The organism is Embleya sp. L77, from assembly GCF_055557415.1.
This window is the reverse complement of record NZ_CM145710.1, coordinates 2,021,324-2,039,432: the sequence shown is the minus strand read 5'-3', so window position 1 is coordinate 2,039,432 and position 18,109 is coordinate 2,021,324. Positions and strand designations below refer to the sequence as shown.

The window sequence follows — 18,109 nt, the reverse complement described above, 5'->3', positions numbered from 1 at the left end:
CCGCCGCGGCCGCACAGTGGTTGTCCTCGCACCGTTTCCTACCGCCGAAGCCCGGCTTCGGCGGTGCGTCCGTGTCGAGCCCTGCCGGCCGGACCGCGCGGGCTCGGACCGTCGCACGAGCGCCGCGCCGTGCGATGGCCCTGCCTTCGCCGGGTTCGCGCCCTTCCCGTGCTTGGAGAACTCTCGATGACTGTCGTCGATTCACCCGTTTCCACCCGGCCCACGCCGACGGCGCGCTCGCGTACGGTCGCCCTCCTCGGCATTGCGCTCGGCTACTTCATGGTGCTGCTCGACCTGACCGTGCTCTCGGTCGCCGAGCCGGATCTGGCGCGCTCGCTGGGCAGTTCGGTGGCGGGTCTGCAATGGGTGGTGTCCGGGTACACCGTCGTGTTCGGCGCGCTGCTGCTGACGGCGGGGGCGGTGTCCGACCGGTTCGGTGCCCATCGGGCGTTCCGGGTGGGCATCGTCGCGTTCGGCCTCGGCTCGCTGCTCAGTGCATGGGCACCGGACCTGTGGACCCTGGTGGCGCTGCGCGGACTGCTCGGCGTGGCCGCCGCCGCGTGCGTACCCGCGTCGATGGCGATGGTCACCACGCTGTATCCGGTGCCGGCGGAGCGGGCCAGGGCAGTCGCGGTGTGGGCCGCGCTCAGCGGCGCCGCACTCGCGGTGGGACCCATTGCCGGCGGACTGCTGGTCGACGCGTTCGGCTGGCGGGCCATCTTCCTGATCAACGTGCCGCTCGCCGCCCTCACCCTGGCCCTGACCGCCGGACGCACGGTGCACTGCCCGAAGGGCGTACGGCCGATCGACTGGACTTCCCAACTCGCCGCGTGCGTCGCGCTGGCACTGGCCACCGACGCCCTGATCGCGGCCGGCTCCGGCGGCGCGACGCACGCGGTCGCCTCGGGTGCGGGTGCGGCGCTGGCCGGGCTGCTGTTCGCCGGATCCGAGCGGCGCAGCGCCAACCCGGTGCTGGCCCGGGCGATCCTGCGCTCGCGGGGCACGGTGTCCGCGTTGCTCGCGGGGGCCGCGGTCAACTTCGCGATGACCGGGCTGCTGTTCGTCCTGCCACTGCTGTTTCGGCAGAACCTGCACATGTCGCCGCTGGAGACCGGTGTCGCGTTCCTGCCGATGACCCTGCCGTTCGCGGTCAACCCGCTGCTCACCGGCCGGATCGTGGCCCGGTCGGGAGCACGCGGGCCGATGCTGGCCGGGTTGGGTCTGCTGACCGCGGGCAGCGTCGTGTTCGCGGTGGCGGTGCTGACCGGTTCGGCGTACCCGGTCTTGGCCATCGGCCTGGTGTGCACCGGCTTCGGCGTCTCCTTCGCACTCCCCGCACTGGTCACCACGGTCATCACCACGGCCCCCGAGGGCACGGCCGGCGCCGCCGGGGGCCTGCTCAACGCGGTCCGCCAGATCGGCGCGACGGTCGGCGTCGCCGCGATGGGCGCCTTCGTCAGCGTCGACGGCGCGGCCGACCCGCACGACCTGGCCTGGGCTCTGCTGCTTCCGGCCGTACTGTGCGCGGCCGTGACCCTCGCGGTGTGCCGCCGCCGCTGACCCGCGGGGCACCGGCGGCGGTGGCGGCGGCCGGGGCGGCGGCAGTGGCGGTCGCGGCGCCGTCACCCGGTTCCGCCTCCCTTCCGCTCCCGCACCGGGACGTCACCGGCCCGGTGCGGGAGCGGGTGTTCGGCCGACCGGCCTCAGCAGCTCGTGAGGATGACGAGTTGCCGGGTCGCCCGGGTCATCGCGACGTAGCGGTCGACCGCTCCTTCGATACCCATGCCGAACGCCTCCGGGTCGATGAGGACGACCAGGTCGAACTCCAGCCCCTTCGACAGCTCCGGGGTCAGCGACCGCACCCGGGACGTCGCCCGGAACGTGGGATCGCCGATGACGCAGGCGATCCCCTCGGCATGTGCGGCGAGCCAGGTGTCCAGGATCGAGTGCAGTTCCGCGGTGGATCCGTGCACGACGGGGATGCCGCTGCTGCGAATGGAAGTCGGCACGTTGGCGTCCGGGAGCACCGCCCGAATGACCGGCTCGGCCTGCGTCATGACCTCCTCGGGTGTCCGGTAGTTGATGCTCAGGGAGGCCAGGTTGATCCGGTCCAGCCCGATCCGTTCGAGCCGTTCCTGCCACGACTCGGTGAACCCGTGCCGGGCCTGGGCCCGATCCCCGACGATGGTGAAACTGCGGGACGGGCACCGGAGCAGCAACATCTGCCACTCCGCGTCGGTCAGTTCCTGGGCCTCGTCCACGACCACGTGCGCGAACGGACCGGCGAGCAGGTCCGGTTCGATGCCGGGCCGGGCCGACTCGTCGACCAGGGAGGTCCGCAAGTCCTCCCCGCGCAGCATGGTCACCACGCCCTCACCGTCGTCGTCGGCCTCCAGCAGGGCGTCCACGACGTGCGACATCTGCTCGCGTTCGGCTGCGGCGGCGGCCTGGTGCCGGCGCCTGTGGCGCGCCGCGTCCGGGTCGCCGAGCCGCTGCCGCGCCGCGTCCAGGAGCGGCAGGTCGGACACCGTCCAGGCGTGGGCGTCCGCGCGCTGCAACGTGCGCACTTCGTCGGGTGCCAGCCAGGGAGCACACATCCGCAGGTAGGCGGGTACCGTCCACAGGTCCCCGACCACGTCGGCCGCTTCGAGCAGCGGCCACGCGCGGTTGAAGGCCGTGAGCAGTTCCCTGTCCCGCGCCAGGGACCTGCGAAGCAGGTCGGCCGGGACCTCGTCGTCGTCGTGCTTGTCCACCAGGATCGTGAGCAGTTCCTCCCACACCTGCTCACGCGCCTCGTTGTGCGCCGTACCGGGTTCCGCCGCCTCGAACGCCTCCGCCCAGTCGGCCGCGGTCAGCCGGATGTCCGACCAGTGGGTCGTGATCGTCATCCCCTTCGTGGGCGGCTCCTCATAGAAGGTGACGGCCTTCTCGATCGCCTTCACCAGGTCCGCGGACGACTTCAGGAGGGCCACCTCCGGGTCGGCCTCGATCCCCGCGTCGGCACCCTCGGCGACCAGGTCCCGCAGGGTGCAGGTCTGCACACCCTCCTCGCCGAGGCTGGGCAGGACGTCGGCGACGTAGCCCAGGTAGGGCTGGTGCGGTCCGACGAACAACACGCCGCCCCGGCGATGACCCAGGTGGGGGTCGGAGTACAGGAGGTAGGCGGAGCGGTGCAGCGCGACGACCGTCTTGCCCGTACCCGGCCCGCCGTCGACGACGAGAGCACCGCGGGAGCCGGCGCGGATGATGGCGTCCTGGTCGGCCTGGATGGTGCCGAGCACGTCGCGCATCCGACCCGACCGGTTGCCGCCCAGACTGGCGATGAAGGCGGACTGGTCGTCGAGCGCGGCGTGTCCGACGAACCCGTTCGCGGTGAACACCTCGTCCCAATAGTCGCTGATCCGGCCGCGGGTCCAGCGATACCGGCGGCGGCTCGCCAGACCCATCGGGTTGGCGTGGGTGGCTCCGAAGAACGGCTCGGCCGCGGGGGTGCGCCAGTCGATCAGCAGCTGACGACCCGTGTTGTCGGTGAGGCCGAGTCGTCCGACGTACACGGGCTCGGGGTCGTCCGTGCCGACCATGTGTCCCAGGCACAGGTCCAGCCCGAAGCGGCGCAGGGCCCGCAGCCGGGTGGTCAGCCGATGGATCTCGATGTCCCGGTCCATCGCCTGTCGGCCCTTGCCGCCGGGTGACTTGCGCTCGGCATCGAGGCGGTCGGTCAGGTCGGCGATCGATTGGTCGAGGCATTCCGCGATGGCCGCGAAGTGCCGCTCGTCACCGGCGATCAGCGTCGGGTCGGCCTTGGCGGAGAGGCGGTCGGGAAGGTCGAACGCGCTGGTGGCGGTCAGGGGGTTCACGGCATCGGCTCCGATCTGCGGTCGCGGTACGACCGTGGCGCGTGGCAAGGGGTTCGGACCGTCGGGACGAATCCGGTGGCCGGGACGGGCGGCACTTCGGCCGACGCGGCTCCATGGCTGCGGTCGGTCCCGGTCTCCGGGGAGTGCGGGTTCTCGTCCTCCTGGTCCCGGCTGGACCATCCCGCGTGGGTCACGCGGACATCGGCGGCCTGTCCCGGCCGGGCGCATCGAACGCGTCGGACGTATCGAACGCGTCGGGGGCGTCGAGCGCGTCAGGGGCGTCGAACGCGCCGCACGCGTCAAGGGCGTCGAACGCGATTCCCTGCACCGGTTGGACGTCCCCGCGCGACCCGAACGGCGACAACTGCACACGCACGTGATGACTCTCCTGTTTCCGCAGATTCCGCCCCATGCTCGGGCTCAGGTCGACGATTCTGCGGCACGACGGGGGCCTTGCCACAAGGCCCCCGGTGCGTTATAAGTTGTATATGGCGAGGAGTGGATGTTTCCCTCGCCATTTTCATGTCCGGCGTTCACGTCCGGCGTTCACGTCCGCTTTGATGTCGGGCTTTACCGTCCGGCGGACGGACGGCCTCCCGCGCGAAGCAACGGCGTACGCGCAGCAGTCGGCGGGTGCGGATTGCCGAGTCCATCGCCGGCGACCCGGTCGGCAGGCGACCCGGTGGACACCGGCGCGGGGAACACCGGCGCGGTGGGGACATGCTCTCGGCGAGCGACTGCTACGGCAACCCCGCCGCAGATATGGCCGTGGCGCGCCGCACCGGCAAGTCGGCAAGTCGGCGATTCAGTGGGCCGCGAGGGCTCCTACGTCCCGCACCACCCGCTCGGCCGAGCCGAAGCGCCCGGATCGGCGTGGCGGCGGGGCACGCTTGACCGGCCGTCCGACGGCGATCTAACCTCGCGTACGGAAAGCGCTTTCCGGTCAATGATCTGCCCGGCCGATCGGTGGCGCGGGGTCGGGCCAGGGAGTCGAGGACACACGTGAGCACACCCGAGCGTGCGAAACGATGGGCGTTCAGCACGCTCGGCGCGCCCGGCCGGCCCCTGTCCGAGCACCTCGCCCTGGCCCTGCGACACGGCTGCACGGGCCTCGAACTGCGGGTGCATCAGGACGAGTTCGTCCACTTGGAGCTACCCGTCGGGGAACGCCGGGACATCCGCGACCGAATCGCCGACGCCGACCTCGCCGTGCCGTGCCTGGCCGGCTACGCGGGCATCTGCGCGCCCACCCCCGACCCGGTCGTGCTGTCCACGATCAGCCGGCTCCTGGACCTCGCGCACGACCTGGGCGCACCGGCCGTCCGGATCTTCCCGGGCGGCACCGGCGAGGGCGACGCCGAACGCGCCTGGCACAGACTGGCAGTGCTGCTTCCGGAAGCCACCGCGCGCGGGGTGACCATGCTGGTCGAGACGCACGACTCGCACCCCACGGGCGCGGCGGTCGCTTCCCTGGTGCGACCGTTCGCCGGCGCGGTCGGGGTGATCTGGGACGCGTTGCACCCGTGGCGGCACGGCGAGCAGCCCGCCGACACGGCCGAGGCCCTCGCCGGGCTGCTGCGCTACGTGCAGATCAAGGATGCCGCATCCGCCATCGACACCACGCCGGTCCCTCTGGGCACCGGGTCCGTGCCGCTGACCGCCATCGGAACCATCCTGCGCGAACACGACTGGCGGGGCTGGGTGTCGTTGGAGTGGGAGAAGGCCTGGTACCCGGACGTGGCCTCGCTCGACGAGGTGTTGCCCGCCGCGGCCGACTGGGTGGACCGCTTCGGCTCGACGACCGAGTAGCGGAGCCGCCCGAGCACGGCGCGTGCGGTGGGCGAACGGGGCGAAGGCGTACAGCCGATGGCCGATCGCCCACGGGGCGCCGCACCGTCCGCGTGCGGTGCCTCGCGCCCACGGGGTGCCCCACCGTTCGCAAGGTGCCTCACCGTTCGCGCGGTGCGTGCCTCACCGGCCACGAGGTGCCTTACCAGCCGCCTTCGAAGAAGGCGGCGAGTCCCGGTCTCGGGTCTGTCGCGTTGCCCGTGTTCACCACCGCGACGACGATCAGGACCAGCGACGACAACACCGTGAGAACGCCGAACGCCCCCACCAGGCGCCTCGTTCGCCGGTCGGACGACTCCGTCCTCGCGAACCTCTGCCACGACACCGCACTCAACCCGATCAGGACGACCGCCAGGACCGCCCCGAGCACGGCCATCGCCAGGTGGTACCGGGCGAAGTCGTCGATCATCATGTCGAGGGGCGGCGGGGTCTGCTCGCCCGCACCCGAGGGGGCGGCCAGTCGCTGTCGGACCTGGCCCAGTGTGGCGGCGAGTTCCCCGTCTCGGGCACCGGTCGGCAACATCGACAACAGCGACGCGAAGGGCGCCACCGCACCCTGGATGTTGGCCACCGTCGTCACCGCCGCGAACAGCGCGAGGAGCGTGACGAGAACGCCGGCCGACGCGAGGCCGGCGCGCCGTCCCGCGCCGAGACCGCCGGCGCGCAGGAACGCCCTCCACACGAGAACGCCGAGCGCGACGAGCACGATCAGCAGGATCGCCGCGATCACGGCCTTGGCCACGTGGTAGCGGAACCAGTAGTCGACGACCCGTTCCATGCCCGGGGAGAAGTCCCGATTGCCGGCATTCCAGTATTCGACGAACGCCTTGCGGAAAGATTCGGCGAGGTTGCCCTCGTCCAGTGCGGCGCCCGACCCGGTCGCCGCCAACGCGCCGGGGCCGACGAAGAGGGCGACGAAGAGCGCCACGGTGAGGGCGACGAGCGCGGCGAGTGTGCGACCGGGCATACCTGCGAATCGGGGCGGGGTTGTGCGGCGTTGCCGCGGGCCCGTGGTGGGTGGTGTTGCTGTCATGCCGACCACGGTTTCGCACCGACGGCGCCCGGTCACCGGGGCAGGCCGGACACTCGGGGGTATGGCAGGCCACACCCCCGCGCCGCGCCGGCGGCCACCGGGGGGAGGCTGGAAGAGGGTCGAATCCGGATGAAGCCGACCGCCGTCGGCTCCCCGGAGGGTTCGGCCTCGGGGGGTTCGGCCACCGGGACTCGGCATCCGGGGCTCGGCAACCCGGGGTTCGGCAACCCGGGGCTCGGCATCCCGGGGCTCGGCAACCGAGACGGGTTCAGCCTCTGAGATAGGTGAGGACTGCGAGTACCCGGCGGTGCCGGGCGTCGTCGGGCAGCAGGCCGAGCTTGGCGAAGATGTTGCCGATGTGCTTCTCCACCGCGCTGGCGGAGACCACCAGTTGCCGGGTGATGGCGGTGTTGGAACAGCCCTCGGCCATCAGCGCCAGGATCTGCCGTTCTCGCGGGGTCAAGGTGCCCACGGGGCTGTCCCGGCGCTGCTCCGTCAACAACTGGGCGACGACCTGGGGGTCGAGTACCGTCGCGCCCTGGGCCACGCGCTCCAGTGCGTCCAGGAACTCGGCGACCCTGGCCACCCGGTCCTTGAGGAGGTATCCCACCGCGCCGGAACCGTCCGCGAGCAGGTCGCCGGCGTAGGAGGCCTCGACGTACTGGCTGAGCATCAGCACGGGGGTTCCGGGGAGGTGCGAGCGGGCGGTGATCGCCGCGCGCAGTCCCTCGTCCGTGTGGGTCGGCGGCATCCGCACATCGACGATGGACACGTCCGGACGGTGTGCGAGAACCGCCTCCACCAGGGAGGGGCCGTCGCCGACCGCGTCCACCACCTGGTGACCGTCCTCGACGAGCAGCCGGACCAGGCCCTCGCGCAGCAGCACCGAGTCGTCGGCCACGACGATCCGCAACGAACCGCGCACCGCACGGTCCGACGCCGATTCGGGCGCTCCTTCGTCCGGGGTCAGCAACACGGCAGCACGGCGGTGATCGTGGTCGGGCCTCCGGAGGGGCTATCGACCTCAAGCCGACCGCCGACCGCACGCAGCCGCTCGTCCAGCCCCCGCAGTCCGTGTCCCTTGGCCGGCGCCGCGCCGCCCACCCCGTCGTCCGTCACCCACACCCGCAAGGTTCCCCCACTGTGCCGTAGTGCGATCGTGCACCGCTGCGCATGGCTGTGCTTGGCCACGTTGGTCAGGGCCTCCGCGACCACGAAATACGCGGCCGTCTCGATGTCGGCGGCCGGCCGACGGTCCAGGGGAACCGTATCGAGTTCGGCCGGGACGGTGGAGCGCGCGGCCAGGGCGGTGAGCGCGTCGTTCAGGCCGCGGTCCACCAGGATCGGCGGGGCGATGCCGCGCGAGAGCGCCCGCAACTCCTCCAGCGCCTCCTGCGTCTGCACGATCGCGTCGGCGAGGGCCGCCCGGACGGTCTCCGGCCTGCTGTCCAGGTAGTGCTGGGCCCGCCCCAACTCCATCGCCAGGCGCACCAGTCGTTGCTGGGGACCGTCGTGGATGTCGCGCTCCAGTCGGCGCAGCGCGGTCGCCTCGGCCGTCACCGCGGCCACGGTCTGCGCGCGGGCGGTGTCGCGCTCCCGCTCCAGGCCGCTGATCCTGTGCTGCAACGCGGACGCGTGGGAGAGCAACGCCTGCCCCAACCCGACCTGGGCGGTGGTGCACGCCCGGGTCACCAGCGGCAGAGTGGCCAGCAACAGCAGGCCGACCGTGGTACCGAAGGCGACCCGATCGGTCGGCGACGACAACCCCAGGCTGACGGTGATGTGCGATTCGGCGCTGCCCGCATTCAGGGACAGCGGCCGCAGCGACCCGGGCGGTGCGTACCGGTAGCGCAGGCCGCACGTGACGCAGGCGAGTCCGACGAACCACCACAGTGCGATCACCGCCGACGTGACCAGAGCGACCGGGAACACCACCACCGCGTGGACCACTTCGAGCCACCGGCCGGGGGCGGACGCGGCGGCGCCTCCGGGCGGCCTCGACGGCACATCGCCGCGTTCCTCCGCCGCGGCCGGGGGACGAACCTTGGCAATGCGCCACCGTTCCAGATCGGCGCACCACCGCGCCGGCGCCAGGGCACGGACCACGACCGGCGATCCCCCGGGCACCAGCAGAGCGACCGCCGCGACGAACACTCCGCCGAGCACCGCCAGGAGCCCGGCCGCGGCGGTCACCGGCGCGGTGAGCAGGTAGAGCGATTGCACGAGCGTGTGCCGCCCCGTGCGGGAAACGACTCCCGCGCCCGACCACCACCACCGACCCCGGACCGCGGAGGAGAGCGAGTTGGTCATGGCCCTACGCTAATACGGCTGCGGAACGGCCTCCGCCGACCGTTCCGGCGTCGGCGTGGGCGTCGGCATCGGCATCGGCATCGGCGAAATGCCCAGTATCCGCGCGGCGGGCCAGGGCCGAACCCGCTCCAGGTTCAGGGCGACGTTCGCCTCGTGGTGTTCGACCCCGGCGCCCGGGGTGAGGGCGACGGCGGTCCGCGAACGTCAGCCCCGGGAACAACGCCTCGCGATGCTCGGCCAGGAACGCGAACACACTCGCGGCCGGGATCAGTTCCCGACACGTCGCCCACGCGTCCGGCCCGATCAACTCGCCCGATCATTCCCCCCGCACCATGAAAACGAGTCCGGTCCCGCCGCTGACGCGGCGGGACCGGAACGCAACATCTTCATGAGTTTTCTGGCTGGGCGGCCGTGTTCGGCCGGCAGGGCGTACCGGTGTGCATGTTGGCAGAGGCGCCGGCAACGACCGAGTCGAGCCGGTCTCGGGTGTGCGTGAGGTCCGCGATGTGCCGGTCTATGTGATCACGCTCTGCGGCCAGGCGCTCGAGAAGCTCCGGCGTGGCCTTGCCGTCGACGACGCAGGGTGTGAGTTCGGCAATGGTCTTGCTGGACAGACCGGCGGCATACAGCTCCCGGATCACGCGAACGCGGTCGACCGCAGCTTCCGTGTAGTGGCGCTGACCGCTCTCGCTGCGCTCGGCAACGAGCAGATTCTGCTCCCCGTAGTACCGAAGGGCCCTGGTGGTGACGCCCGTGCGGCGGGCGAGTTCCCCAATGCGCATTCCCAACTCCACGCCTATGTGATCCACCTCATACTTACTTGCCTTTGACGTCAACGTCAGGTCTTAGCGTAACCGAGGTGCCCTCCTCCGGGAGTTTCCTTCCGGAACACCCCGATATGCCACATCTCGATCGAACTGGAGCGTTCCATGCGTGAGCACGTCAGTGATCCGCCGCACGCACGACACTCTGGAAGAGACACAGGCATGACCACCAACCAGACGACCGGTCTCACCGGTCCCGCATCCACCCCGACCGTGGCGGTCAAGCCGCTCGTGCTGCCCGCACCGCAGCGCGGCGAGGACCTGCACGTACGCGTCTCCGCCCCGGTCACCGGCACCGATCTGCCGCTCGTGCTGTTCGCGCACGGATTCGGCTCGAACCTGGACGGCTACGCACCGCTGGTCGACCACTGGGCGTCCCATGGCTTCGTGGTCGTCCAGGCCACCCACCTCGACTCCAAGCGTTTCAACCTCGCCCCGGACGACCCCCGCAAGCCCCACATGTGGCGCCACCGCGTGCAGGACATGCAGCGCGTCCTGGATGAGCTCGAGACCCTGGAAGCGTCCGTGCCGGGCCTGGCGGGCCGGGTCGACCACAGCCGCATCGTCGCGGCGGGGCACTCCTTCGGCGGCCAGACCGCGGGCATCCTGGTGGGTCTGCGCGTCAAGGATCCGCAGACCGGCGTCGCCGAGGACCTGTCCGACTCGCGGGTCATGGCCAGCGTCCAGCTGGCCACCGCCGGCAAGGGCGGTGACGAACTGACCCCGTTCGCCCACGAGAACCTCCCGTGGCTGCGTGATCAGGACTTCTCCCACATCACCGCACCCGGACTGGTCGTCGCGGGGGACAGGGACGACCTCCCTCTCACCACCCGGGGGCCGGCGTGGACGAGTGACCCCTACACCCTCAGCCGCGGCAACAAGAGCCTGCTCACCGTCCACGGGGGCGAGCACTTCCTCGGAGGCATCTCCGGCTACCAGGTGGCGGAGACCACCGACGAAGACCCCAGCCGGGTCGCTCTCGTTCAGCAGGTCACCCTCGCGTACCTGCGCCACGTCACCGGGATCGATCACACCGACTGGGAGACGGCGCAGGGCGCACTCGCCGATTCCCACCCGCTGGGACGACTGGAGTCCAAGTAACCCCGGTGTGTGCGCGCTCGCCCCGGTCACCACAATCTCCTGTTGGCAACCGGGGCGGGAGCGGCCGCGCGACGACGGTCTCCGCACATGACAGGCGTCAGGCCCGAGTTCGTCGGTGGGCTGCCACTCGCTCGCGGGTGGCGCAGCGGCGGGAGCAGTAGCGGCGGGGCGGGCCGCTGCCCTCGTTGGTGAAGACGTGGTGGCAGGTGCCGGACGCGCACACGCCGCCGGGCGGCCGTTGTCGATCCCACACCAGGATGGTCAGCGCCAGGCAGGACGAGGCCAGGAACCACTCGCCCCACGGGGCGTCGTCGTCGCTGTCCAGATGCGGATGCCAGGGGCTGCGCCCGTCGTGCGAGGTGAGCCGGAGGGCACCTCGGCCACGACGCAGCAGCCGGTTGAGCGCGGCTGCGGCGCTGGCGACGTCCTCGGCGGCGAAGACCGTGCGCAGCAGTACGGCTGCGGCACGCAGGTCGGTGACGTCGGCCGGGGACAGGTCGATCGGGTCGGGCTCGCCATGGGCCCGCAACAGATCCGCGACGGCCGCCGGCGACGGCGTCGCCGGAGCCTGATCGGTCGCCGTAACCCGGTCCGCCGCCGGATCGTTCCCGGTCAGGGCGTTGACCAGGGCCACCGTCCGGCGGGCCACGGCCTGGACCGAGTGGCGGGTGGATCGATCGTCGTTCGTGGGAGGCACGTCTCGAATGTAACGCATCTGGCGAAGGTTTGAGTTACCTGCGTAACGTTCCGGACATGACAAAGCGTTACGGAATGTGGTCGTACACCGTAGGGGCGGCGGCCGCGCGTACGGGCGACGAGATGTCGGGGCCGGCGCTGCTCCTGGCCGGATTCGCGGTCACCGGGTCGGCGGCCACCGGGTCGGCGCTGCTCGCGGCCGTCACCGCGTCCGCGGCGCTCGGCGGCCCGCTCCTCGGTGTGCTGCTGGACCGGTCGGCACGGCCCGGCCGGCTGCTCACCGGGGCATTGGCCGGCTACGCGGTGGCGCTCGCGGTGATCGTGCTGTGCCTGGGACCGCTCCCGCTCCCGGTCGCCCTCCTGATCGCGGCGTGCGCGGGCCTGGCTGCTCCGGCCCTGGCCGGCGGCTGGACCGCGCAACTGCCGCGCGTGGTACCGGCTGCGAGGTTGCCCCGCGCCACCGCGCTCGACGCGATGACCTTCAACCTGGCCGGCCTGACCGGACCGGCCCTGGCCGGCGTCGTGGCCGGCCTGGCGGGTGCCCGCGCCGCGGTGGTCGCCTCGATCGCGCTGATCTGCCTCGCGCTGCCCGCGGCCCGGACGCTGCCCCCATCACGAGACCACACGCGGCGAGCGAGGTCGACCACGTCGATCGGTACCGACCTGGCCGCCGGCTTCCGGGCCGTCTTCCGCACTCCGCCACTGGCCCGGGCCACGGTCGCGTCGATGTCGTCCTGCGTGGGTCAGGGCATCCTGGTCGCGTACAGCCCGCTGTTGGGCGAGCAGGTCTTCGGCTCCGCCGCACACGGCACGATCCTGCTCTCGGTCGTGGCCGCCTCGGCCCTGACCACCAACGCACTCCTCGCCCGCCGGCCGCACGCCGTCCGCCCGGACACGGTGATGTGGTGCAGCGCGCTGATCCTGGCGGGGGCCTTCCTACTGGCGTCGACCGGCCGGCCGATGTTGCTGATCGCCGCGATGTTGCTCGCCGGCATCGGCGAAGGCCCGCAACTGACCGCGCTGTTCGCGATCCGCCACCGCGAGGCCCCGGACCGACTCCGCAGTCGGATCTTCACCACCGGCGCAAGCCTGAAGATCACCGCCTTCGCCCTCGGCGCGGCCCTCACCGGCCCACTGACCACCCACGCACACCCGATCCCCCTGTACGCGGCAACCACCTTCGAAGTCCTGGCGGCACTGACCTTCGCGCGCCTGCACCTGCGCCCGCGCCGACCCGACGTTCACGTGTGCTGCCGACCGACGCCGCCGGGCCCCGCGCCCGCACCCGCGCCGACCCGACCCGATTAACCCGACCCACGAACGCATGCCACCACCGCCCGCCGAGAGCCCGCAGAGCCCGCGACCGCCACCGCCACCGCCACCGAGGCTCAGCCGCTCACCTAGGCCGATTCTTCGATCCCACGCCGAGCACCGCAACGCCCGGCACCGCACCTCACCGCCCCGGGGAAACCCGAATAGAACCACCATGCGAGCGCTTCCCCGGCACACCGATACATGGCACCGGACGCCGCGGAGCCCGACCCGGGATTGCAGACCCGCCGTGGGGTGTCCGGCGGACACGGCCCAGCCCCGCCGCACCTCTACCGCGGCGCGGTCGTGGTGCTGCTGCGGACGACGAGTTCCGTGTCCAGGTCGAGGGTGCGGGGCTCGATGGTCGGGCCGGTGAGGATCATGTCCATCGCGCGGGCGCCGATGTCGGCCAGCGGCAGTCGGATGGTGGTCAATGGGGGATTCAGGTCGGCGGCGAACGGCAGATCGTCGAAGCCGACCACCGAGATGCGTTCCGGTACGCGCAATCCCAGGTCGTCGCGGAGCGCGGCCAGCACACCGGCGGCCATCACGTCGTTGAGGACCACGATCGCGGTCAGTTCGGGCGCGCGGGTCACGAGCGCGCGGGCGGCGGCCCGGGCCTGCTCGCGGGTGAAGCCGCCGTCGATCACCTGGGTCGCGGGCAACGCCACGCCCAGGGAGCGAAGTTGCCGGCGGGCGCCGTCCAACCGGTCGCGCACCGTGGTCAGCGCGCGCGGTCCGGAGACGATGCCGAAGTTGCGGTGGCCGAGGTCGTACAGGTGCCGCACGGCGAGCGCGGCGCCGGCCCGGTTGGCGGGGCGGACCGTGTCCGAGGCGATCCCGTGCGCGCCGACGGCGACCACGTGACCGCCGTCGGCGCGGTAGGCGTCCACCTCGGCGGCCAGGCGTCGGGTGAACTCGTGATCGGCGAAACCACTGCCGGCCAGCACCACCGCGCGGGCGCGTTGGGCGCGCAGCCGGGCCAGGTAGTCCAGTTCGAGTTCCGGGTCGCGAAAGGTCGCGGCGAGCATGACGAGCAGGCCGTGTTCGCGGGCGACGCCCATCGCGCCGGCGGCGATGGCGGCGAAGTACGGGTCGGCCACGTCGTGCACGACGACGCCGACCACCGTGGTCGTCGACCGGGCCAGGGCCTGGGCGGGCGCGTTGGAGACGTAGCGCAGTTCACGGGCGGCGTCCAGGACGCGGCGGCGCAACTCCTCCCCCACGATCCGGGTGCCGCTGCTGCCGTGCAGGGCGCGGGAGGCGGTGGCCGAGGACACGCCGGCACGCTCGGCCACCTGCTGCAGGGTGACGGGGCCTGCCGGGCGGGTCGCAGGCGGATCGGAGGTCGGATTCGGCATGGGCACACAGTAGCGATCGGAAAGCGCATACCCAACTTGTCGCGACGGGCATCGGCCCCCGAACCGCATGAATGCGGTGATCCCTTGACCTGATCGTCGCGCCGCCCTAACTTACGGGAAAGCGCTTTCCCAGCGGGAACCAAGGCCACGACCACCACACGCCGCGCCCGACGGCCCACCGCTTCCGTTCCGTCCGCTTCTGAGAGGCCCCCATGACCACCCACACCCTCGGCGTCGTGATGAACGGCGTCACCGGCCGGATGGGCTACCGCCAGCATCTGGTCCGTTCGATCCTGGCCATCCGCGACCAGGGCGGCGTCGCGCTCGCCGACGGGTCCAGGGTCCGGCTGGAACCGGTCCTGGTCGGCCGGGACGCGGAGAAGTTGCGCGCGATCGCCGAGCGGCACGGCATCGACGCGTGGACGACCGACCTGCACGGCGCGCTGGCCGACCCGGCCAACTCGATCTACTTCGACGCACAGGTGACCACGGCCCGCGAGCAGGCGATCCACGCGGCGATCGCGGCGGGCAAGCACGTGTACACCGAGAAGCCGACCGCCGAGACGCTCACCGGCGCTCTCGACCTGGCCCGGGCCGCCGACGCCGCCGGCGTCAAGCACGGCGTGGTGCAGGACAAGCTCTTCCTGCCCGGCCTGCTCAAGCTGCGTCGGCTGATCGAGGGCGGCTTCTTCGGCCGAATCCTCTCGGTACGCGGCGAGTTCGGCTACTGGGTGTTCGAGGGCGACTGGCAGCCCGCCCAGCGCCCGAGCTGGAACTACCGCTCCCAGGACGGCGGCGGCATCGTCGTGGACATGTTCTGCCACTGGTCCTACGTGCTGGAGAACCTGTTCGGCCGGGTCGAGGCGGTGACCGCGAAGGCGGTCACGCACATACCCACCCGGTGGGACGAGCAGGGGCGCGAGTACCCGGCGACCGCCGACGACGCCGCATACGGCATCTTCGAACTCGCAGGCGGAATCGTCGCGCAGATCAACTCCTCCTGGGCGGTGCGGGTCAACCGGGACGAACTGGTGGAGTTCCAGGTGGACGGCACCGAGGGCAGCGCGGTCGCGGGCTTGCGCCGCTGCCGGGTGCAGCACCGGTCGGCGACCCCGACTCCGGTGTGGAATCCCGACCTTCCGGTCACCGAGCCGTTCCGGGACCAGTGGCAGGAAGTGCCGGACAACGCCGGGGACGCCGGCTTCGACAACGGATTCAAGGTGCAGTGGGAGGACTTCGTCCGGCACGTGGTGGCCGACGAACCGTTCGCCTTCGACTTCCTCGCCGGGGCACGCGGCGTGCAGCTGGCCGAGTGCGGGCTGCGCTCGTCGGCCGAGGGGCGTCGGGTGGAGCTGCCCGTGCTGGACGGGAAGTCCGCATGACCGCCGACCTGTTGCTGCCCACCACGAGCGGCGCACTGGAGGCGTACCGGCCCACCGGGGTCTACCTCGGTGCAGCCCCCGGCGGGCCGGCCTTTCGTACCCGCACCGCGTACGCCGCCGCACACGTGGTGGCCGACCCGCTCGCGGACAACACCCCGGGCCGGCCGGCCGTGCCGGACTGGGACGCCACCCTCGCCTTCCGGCACCACCTGTGGTCGCACGGGTTCGCGGTCGCGGACGCGATGGACACCGCGCAGCGGAACATGGGCCTGAACTGGGCGGCCACCGCCGAACTGATCCGGCGCAGCGCCGCCGAGGCGGCCACCGTCGGCGATCCTTACACGCTGATCGCGTGCGGCGCGGGCACCGACCACGCCGACCCGGACCTGACCGTCGATCAGGTGATCGCCGCCTACACGGAACAGGTCGCGGTGGTCGAGGAATCGGGTGCCAAGGTGGTGCTGATGGCCAGCCGTCAGCTGGCCGCGGCCGCGCGCGGCGCAGAGGACTACCGCCGGGTGTACGGGGCGCTGCTCCGGCAGGTGCGGCGTCCGGTCGTACTGCACTGGCTGGGCGAGGTGTTCGACCCGGCGCTGGCCGGCTACTGGGGATCGGCCGACGTGGACGCGGCGACCGAAGTGTTCCTGGAGCTGGTGCGCGAGCACGCGGACCGTGTCGACGGGGTCAAGGTCTCGCTGCTCGACCGCGACCACGAGATCCGGTTGCGCGCAGAACTCCCGCCGGGTGTACGGCTCTACACCGGGGACGACTTCCACTACCCGGAGCTGATCCGGGGCGACGACCGGCACTTCAGCCACGCGTTGCTCGGCATCTTCGACGCGATCGCCCCGGTTGCGGCGGGCGCACTGCGCGCCCTGGACGCGGGCGACTCGGCGGGATACGACGCCCTGTTCGCGCCGACGGTCCCGCTGTCCCGGCATCTGTTCGCCGCCCCCACGTACCACTACAAGACCGGCATCGTCTTCCTGGCCTGGCTCACCGGCCACCAGCCCGCGTTCACCATGATCGCCGGCGCCCAATCGGCCCGCTCGCTCCCTCACTTGGCGCAGGCATATCGCCTCGCGGACGCGGCGGGCCTGCTCCCGGACGCCGACCTGGCGGCCGACCGCATGCGGGCGCTGCTCGCGGTGGCGGGGGTGCGCGCGTGAGGCGGGCGGGCGCACTCGGCGCGGGGCGGCCGGTGTTCGTCCTCCTTGGCGGAGGCGGAGGCGGATGCGGACGCGAGCCGCGCACGACTACGGAGACGGCCACGGAAGTGGGCACGGAGACGGGCCGGGAACGGCGTACGGCAGTGGGCACAGGCACGGGGGCGCCGGCATGAGCACGTTGGATGTACCGAGCGGACGACCCGCCACCACGGCCACTCCCGAGGCCGGTGACCCGCGGCTGGCGCGGCTCTCGCTGAACCAGTGGACGACGCGCGAATGGTCGTTGCGCGAGGCGGTGGACGGGTGTGTGCGGGCGGGGCTGCCCGCGATCGGGTTGTGGCGGGACAAGGTCGCCGACGCGGGCCCGGCCGAGGCGGCGAAGCTGGTGCGCGACGCCGGGTTGCGGGTGTCGTCGCTGTGCCGCGGCGGGTTTCTGACGGCGCGTGAGCCGGACGCGTGGGCCGAGGCGATCGCGGACAACCGCCGTGCGATCGAGGAGGCCGCGGCGGTGGAGGCGGCGTGCCTGGTGCTGGTCGTGGGCGGGCTGCCCGACGGGGACCGGGATCTGTTGGGCGCACGGGAGCGGGTGGCCGAGGCGCTGGCCGAACTCGCGCCGTACGCCGGTGCGCACGGCGTGCGACTCGCGTTGGAGCCGCTGCACCCGATGTACTGCGCCGACCGCGCGGTGTTGTCCACCCTCGACCAGGCGCTCGACCTGGCCGAGCCGCATCCGGTCGGGCAGGTGGGCGTCGTGGTGGACGCGTTCCATGTGTGGTGGGACCCGTACCTGTTCGCGGCGATCGCCCGGGCGGGCGAGCGGATCGCCTCGTACCAGGTCTGCGACTGGGTGTTGCCGCTGCCGGCCGACAACCTGCTCGCCCGGGGGATGATGGGCGACGGCGTGATCGACTTCCGGACGCTGACGGCGGCGGTCGACAGGGCCGGTTACACCGGCGACATCGAGGTGGAAATCTTCAACGCGGACGTCTGGGCCGCGAACGGCGACGCGGTGGTCGACACCATGAAGCGCCGCTACGTGACGGAGGTCCTCGCCTGACACCACCACCGACCGCGAACCGCCCCGGGGGCCGGGGTCGTTGCCGCAGCCGTGGTCCCGGGCGACCGGCCGCCCCGGTCACCCCGGCCGCCCCGGTCACCGACTCTGCACATCCGTCGGGACCACCACCCGGTCGGCTCGACGTCGAAGCCGAGAAGCG

Annotated in this window: 15 protein-coding genes; 7 read left to right on the top strand and 8 right to left on the bottom strand. The window is 72.1% G+C overall.

Translation table 11 applies throughout. From position 1 onward, the window contains the following. Positions 1-186 precede the first annotated feature (186 nt). Positions 187-1,560 carry an MFS transporter gene (locus ACZOOI_RS38845; RefSeq protein ID WP_465281521.1) on the top strand — a complete coding sequence of 458 codons (1,374 nt, stop codon included), beginning with the start codon at positions 187-189 and terminating at the stop codon, positions 1,558-1,560. 143 nt (positions 1,561-1,703) lie between these two features. Here ACZOOI_RS38845 and helR read toward each other — a convergent pair whose 3' ends face one another. Beyond that, a complete protein-coding gene (helR, locus tag ACZOOI_RS38840) occupies positions 1,704-3,857 on the bottom strand; it encodes an RNA polymerase recycling motor ATPase HelR (protein WP_465281520.1) in 2,154 nt (717 codons plus the stop codon). Between the two features lie 190 nt (positions 3,858-4,047). Continuing rightward, positions 4,048-4,233, bottom strand: coding sequence for a hypothetical protein (locus ACZOOI_RS38835; RefSeq protein WP_465281519.1), 186 nt, complete (start codon positions 4,231-4,233; stop codon positions 4,048-4,050). Between the two features lie 626 nt (positions 4,234-4,859). Between ACZOOI_RS38835 and ACZOOI_RS38830 the strand changes: the two genes are divergently transcribed. After that, positions 4,860-5,666, top strand: a complete 807-nt coding sequence (locus ACZOOI_RS38830; RefSeq protein WP_465281518.1) for a sugar phosphate isomerase/epimerase family protein — start codon at positions 4,860-4,862, stop codon at positions 5,664-5,666. 181 nt (positions 5,667-5,847) lie between these two features. Here ACZOOI_RS38830 and ACZOOI_RS38825 read toward each other — a convergent pair whose 3' ends face one another. The 4 genes from ACZOOI_RS38825 to ACZOOI_RS38810 all read right to left on the bottom strand — a co-directional run bounded on the left by ACZOOI_RS38825 (position 5,848) and on the right by ACZOOI_RS38810 (position 9,830). After that, positions 5,848-6,672 carry a hypothetical protein gene (locus ACZOOI_RS38825; RefSeq protein ID WP_465281517.1) on the bottom strand — a complete coding sequence of 275 codons (825 nt, stop codon included), beginning with the start codon at positions 6,670-6,672 and terminating at the stop codon, positions 5,848-5,850. A gap of 334 nt (positions 6,673-7,006) precedes the next feature. After that, a complete protein-coding gene (locus tag ACZOOI_RS38820) occupies positions 7,007-7,651 on the bottom strand; it encodes a response regulator transcription factor (RefSeq protein WP_465284135.1) in 645 nt (214 codons plus the stop codon). Between the two features lie 53 nt (positions 7,652-7,704). Next, positions 7,705-9,048: a sensor histidine kinase gene (locus ACZOOI_RS38815; RefSeq protein ID WP_465281516.1), complete on the bottom strand. Its 1,344-nt coding sequence runs from the start codon at positions 9,046-9,048 to the stop codon at positions 7,705-7,707. Positions 9,049-9,434: 386 nt separating this feature from the next. After that, positions 9,435-9,830 carry a MerR family transcriptional regulator gene (locus ACZOOI_RS38810; RefSeq protein ID WP_465281515.1) on the bottom strand — a complete coding sequence of 132 codons (396 nt, stop codon included), beginning with the start codon at positions 9,828-9,830 and terminating at the stop codon, positions 9,435-9,437. A gap of 204 nt (positions 9,831-10,034) precedes the next feature. Here ACZOOI_RS38810 and ACZOOI_RS38805 point away from each other — a divergent pair, with 204 nt between their 5' ends. Then, complete coding sequence (locus ACZOOI_RS38805; protein ID WP_465281514.1) at positions 10,035-10,973, top strand: alpha/beta hydrolase family protein; 939 nt, start codon at positions 10,035-10,037, stop codon at positions 10,971-10,973. Positions 10,974-11,070: 97 nt separating this feature from the next. Here the strand turns inward: ACZOOI_RS38805 and ACZOOI_RS38800 are convergent, their stop codons facing one another. Continuing rightward, a complete protein-coding gene (locus tag ACZOOI_RS38800) occupies positions 11,071-11,688 on the bottom strand; it encodes a CGNR zinc finger domain-containing protein (RefSeq protein ID WP_465281513.1) in 618 nt (205 codons plus the stop codon). A 38-nt stretch (positions 11,689-11,726) separates the two neighbouring features. On the opposite strand from ACZOOI_RS38800, the gene ACZOOI_RS38795 reads away from it, so the two are divergent. Then, positions 11,727-12,977, top strand: coding sequence for an MFS transporter (locus ACZOOI_RS38795; RefSeq protein ID WP_465281512.1), 1,251 nt, complete (start codon positions 11,727-11,729; stop codon positions 12,975-12,977). A gap of 293 nt (positions 12,978-13,270) precedes the next feature. Here ACZOOI_RS38795 and ACZOOI_RS38790 read toward each other — a convergent pair whose 3' ends face one another. Then, positions 13,271-14,341, bottom strand: coding sequence for a LacI family DNA-binding transcriptional regulator (locus tag ACZOOI_RS38790; protein ID WP_465281511.1), 1,071 nt, complete (start codon positions 14,339-14,341; stop codon positions 13,271-13,273). Positions 14,342-14,553: 212 nt separating this feature from the next. Between ACZOOI_RS38790 and ACZOOI_RS38785 the strand changes: the two genes are divergently transcribed. The 3 genes from ACZOOI_RS38785 to ACZOOI_RS38775 all read left to right on the top strand — a co-directional run bounded on the left by ACZOOI_RS38785 (position 14,554) and on the right by ACZOOI_RS38775 (position 17,949). After that, positions 14,554-15,723: a Gfo/Idh/MocA family protein gene (locus tag ACZOOI_RS38785; RefSeq protein ID WP_465281510.1), complete on the top strand. Its 1,170-nt coding sequence runs from the start codon at positions 14,554-14,556 to the stop codon at positions 15,721-15,723. Next, positions 15,720-16,892, top strand: a complete 1,173-nt coding sequence (locus tag ACZOOI_RS38780; protein ID WP_465281509.1) for a dihydrodipicolinate synthase family protein — start codon at positions 15,720-15,722, stop codon at positions 16,890-16,892. The genes ACZOOI_RS38785 and ACZOOI_RS38780 overlap by 4 nt, the downstream gene beginning before the upstream one ends. Positions 16,893-17,061: 169 nt before the next feature. Continuing rightward, positions 17,062-17,949: a sugar phosphate isomerase/epimerase family protein gene (locus tag ACZOOI_RS38775; RefSeq protein ID WP_465281508.1), complete on the top strand. Its 888-nt coding sequence runs from the start codon at positions 17,062-17,064 to the stop codon at positions 17,947-17,949. Positions 17,950-18,109 lie beyond the last annotated feature (160 nt).

What these genes read in the sequence shown, in the direction of transcription:
- ACZOOI_RS38785 (WP_465281510.1), top strand. Translation starts at nt 14,554, where the DNA reads ATGACCACCCACACCCTCGGCGTCGTGATGAACGGCGTCACCGGCCGG.
- ACZOOI_RS38825 (WP_465281517.1), bottom strand. Translation starts at nt 6,672, where the DNA reads ATGCCCGGTCGCACACTCGCCGCGCTCGTCGCCCTCACCGTGGCGCTC.
- ACZOOI_RS38845 (WP_465281521.1), top strand. Translation starts at nt 187, where the DNA reads ATGACTGTCGTCGATTCACCCGTTTCCACCCGGCCCACGCCGACGGCG.
- ACZOOI_RS38775 (WP_465281508.1), top strand. Translation starts at nt 17,062, where the DNA reads ATGAGCACGTTGGATGTACCGAGCGGACGACCCGCCACCACGGCCACT.
- ACZOOI_RS38815 (WP_465281516.1), bottom strand. Translation starts at nt 9,048, where the DNA reads ATGACCAACTCGCTCTCCTCCGCGGTCCGGGGTCGGTGGTGGTGGTCG.
- ACZOOI_RS38790 (WP_465281511.1), bottom strand. Translation starts at nt 14,341, where the DNA reads ATGCCGAATCCGACCTCCGATCCGCCTGCGACCCGCCCGGCAGGCCCC.
- ACZOOI_RS38795 (WP_465281512.1), top strand. Translation starts at nt 11,727, where the DNA reads ATGACAAAGCGTTACGGAATGTGGTCGTACACCGTAGGGGCGGCGGCC.
- ACZOOI_RS38800 (WP_465281513.1), bottom strand. Translation starts at nt 11,688, where the DNA reads ATGCGTTACATTCGAGACGTGCCTCCCACGAACGACGATCGATCCACC.
- ACZOOI_RS38805 (WP_465281514.1), top strand. Translation starts at nt 10,035, where the DNA reads ATGACCACCAACCAGACGACCGGTCTCACCGGTCCCGCATCCACCCCG.
- ACZOOI_RS38810 (WP_465281515.1), bottom strand. Translation starts at nt 9,830, where the DNA reads ATGCGCATTGGGGAACTCGCCCGCCGCACGGGCGTCACCACCAGGGCC.
- ACZOOI_RS38780 (WP_465281509.1), top strand. Translation starts at nt 15,720, where the DNA reads ATGACCGCCGACCTGTTGCTGCCCACCACGAGCGGCGCACTGGAGGCG.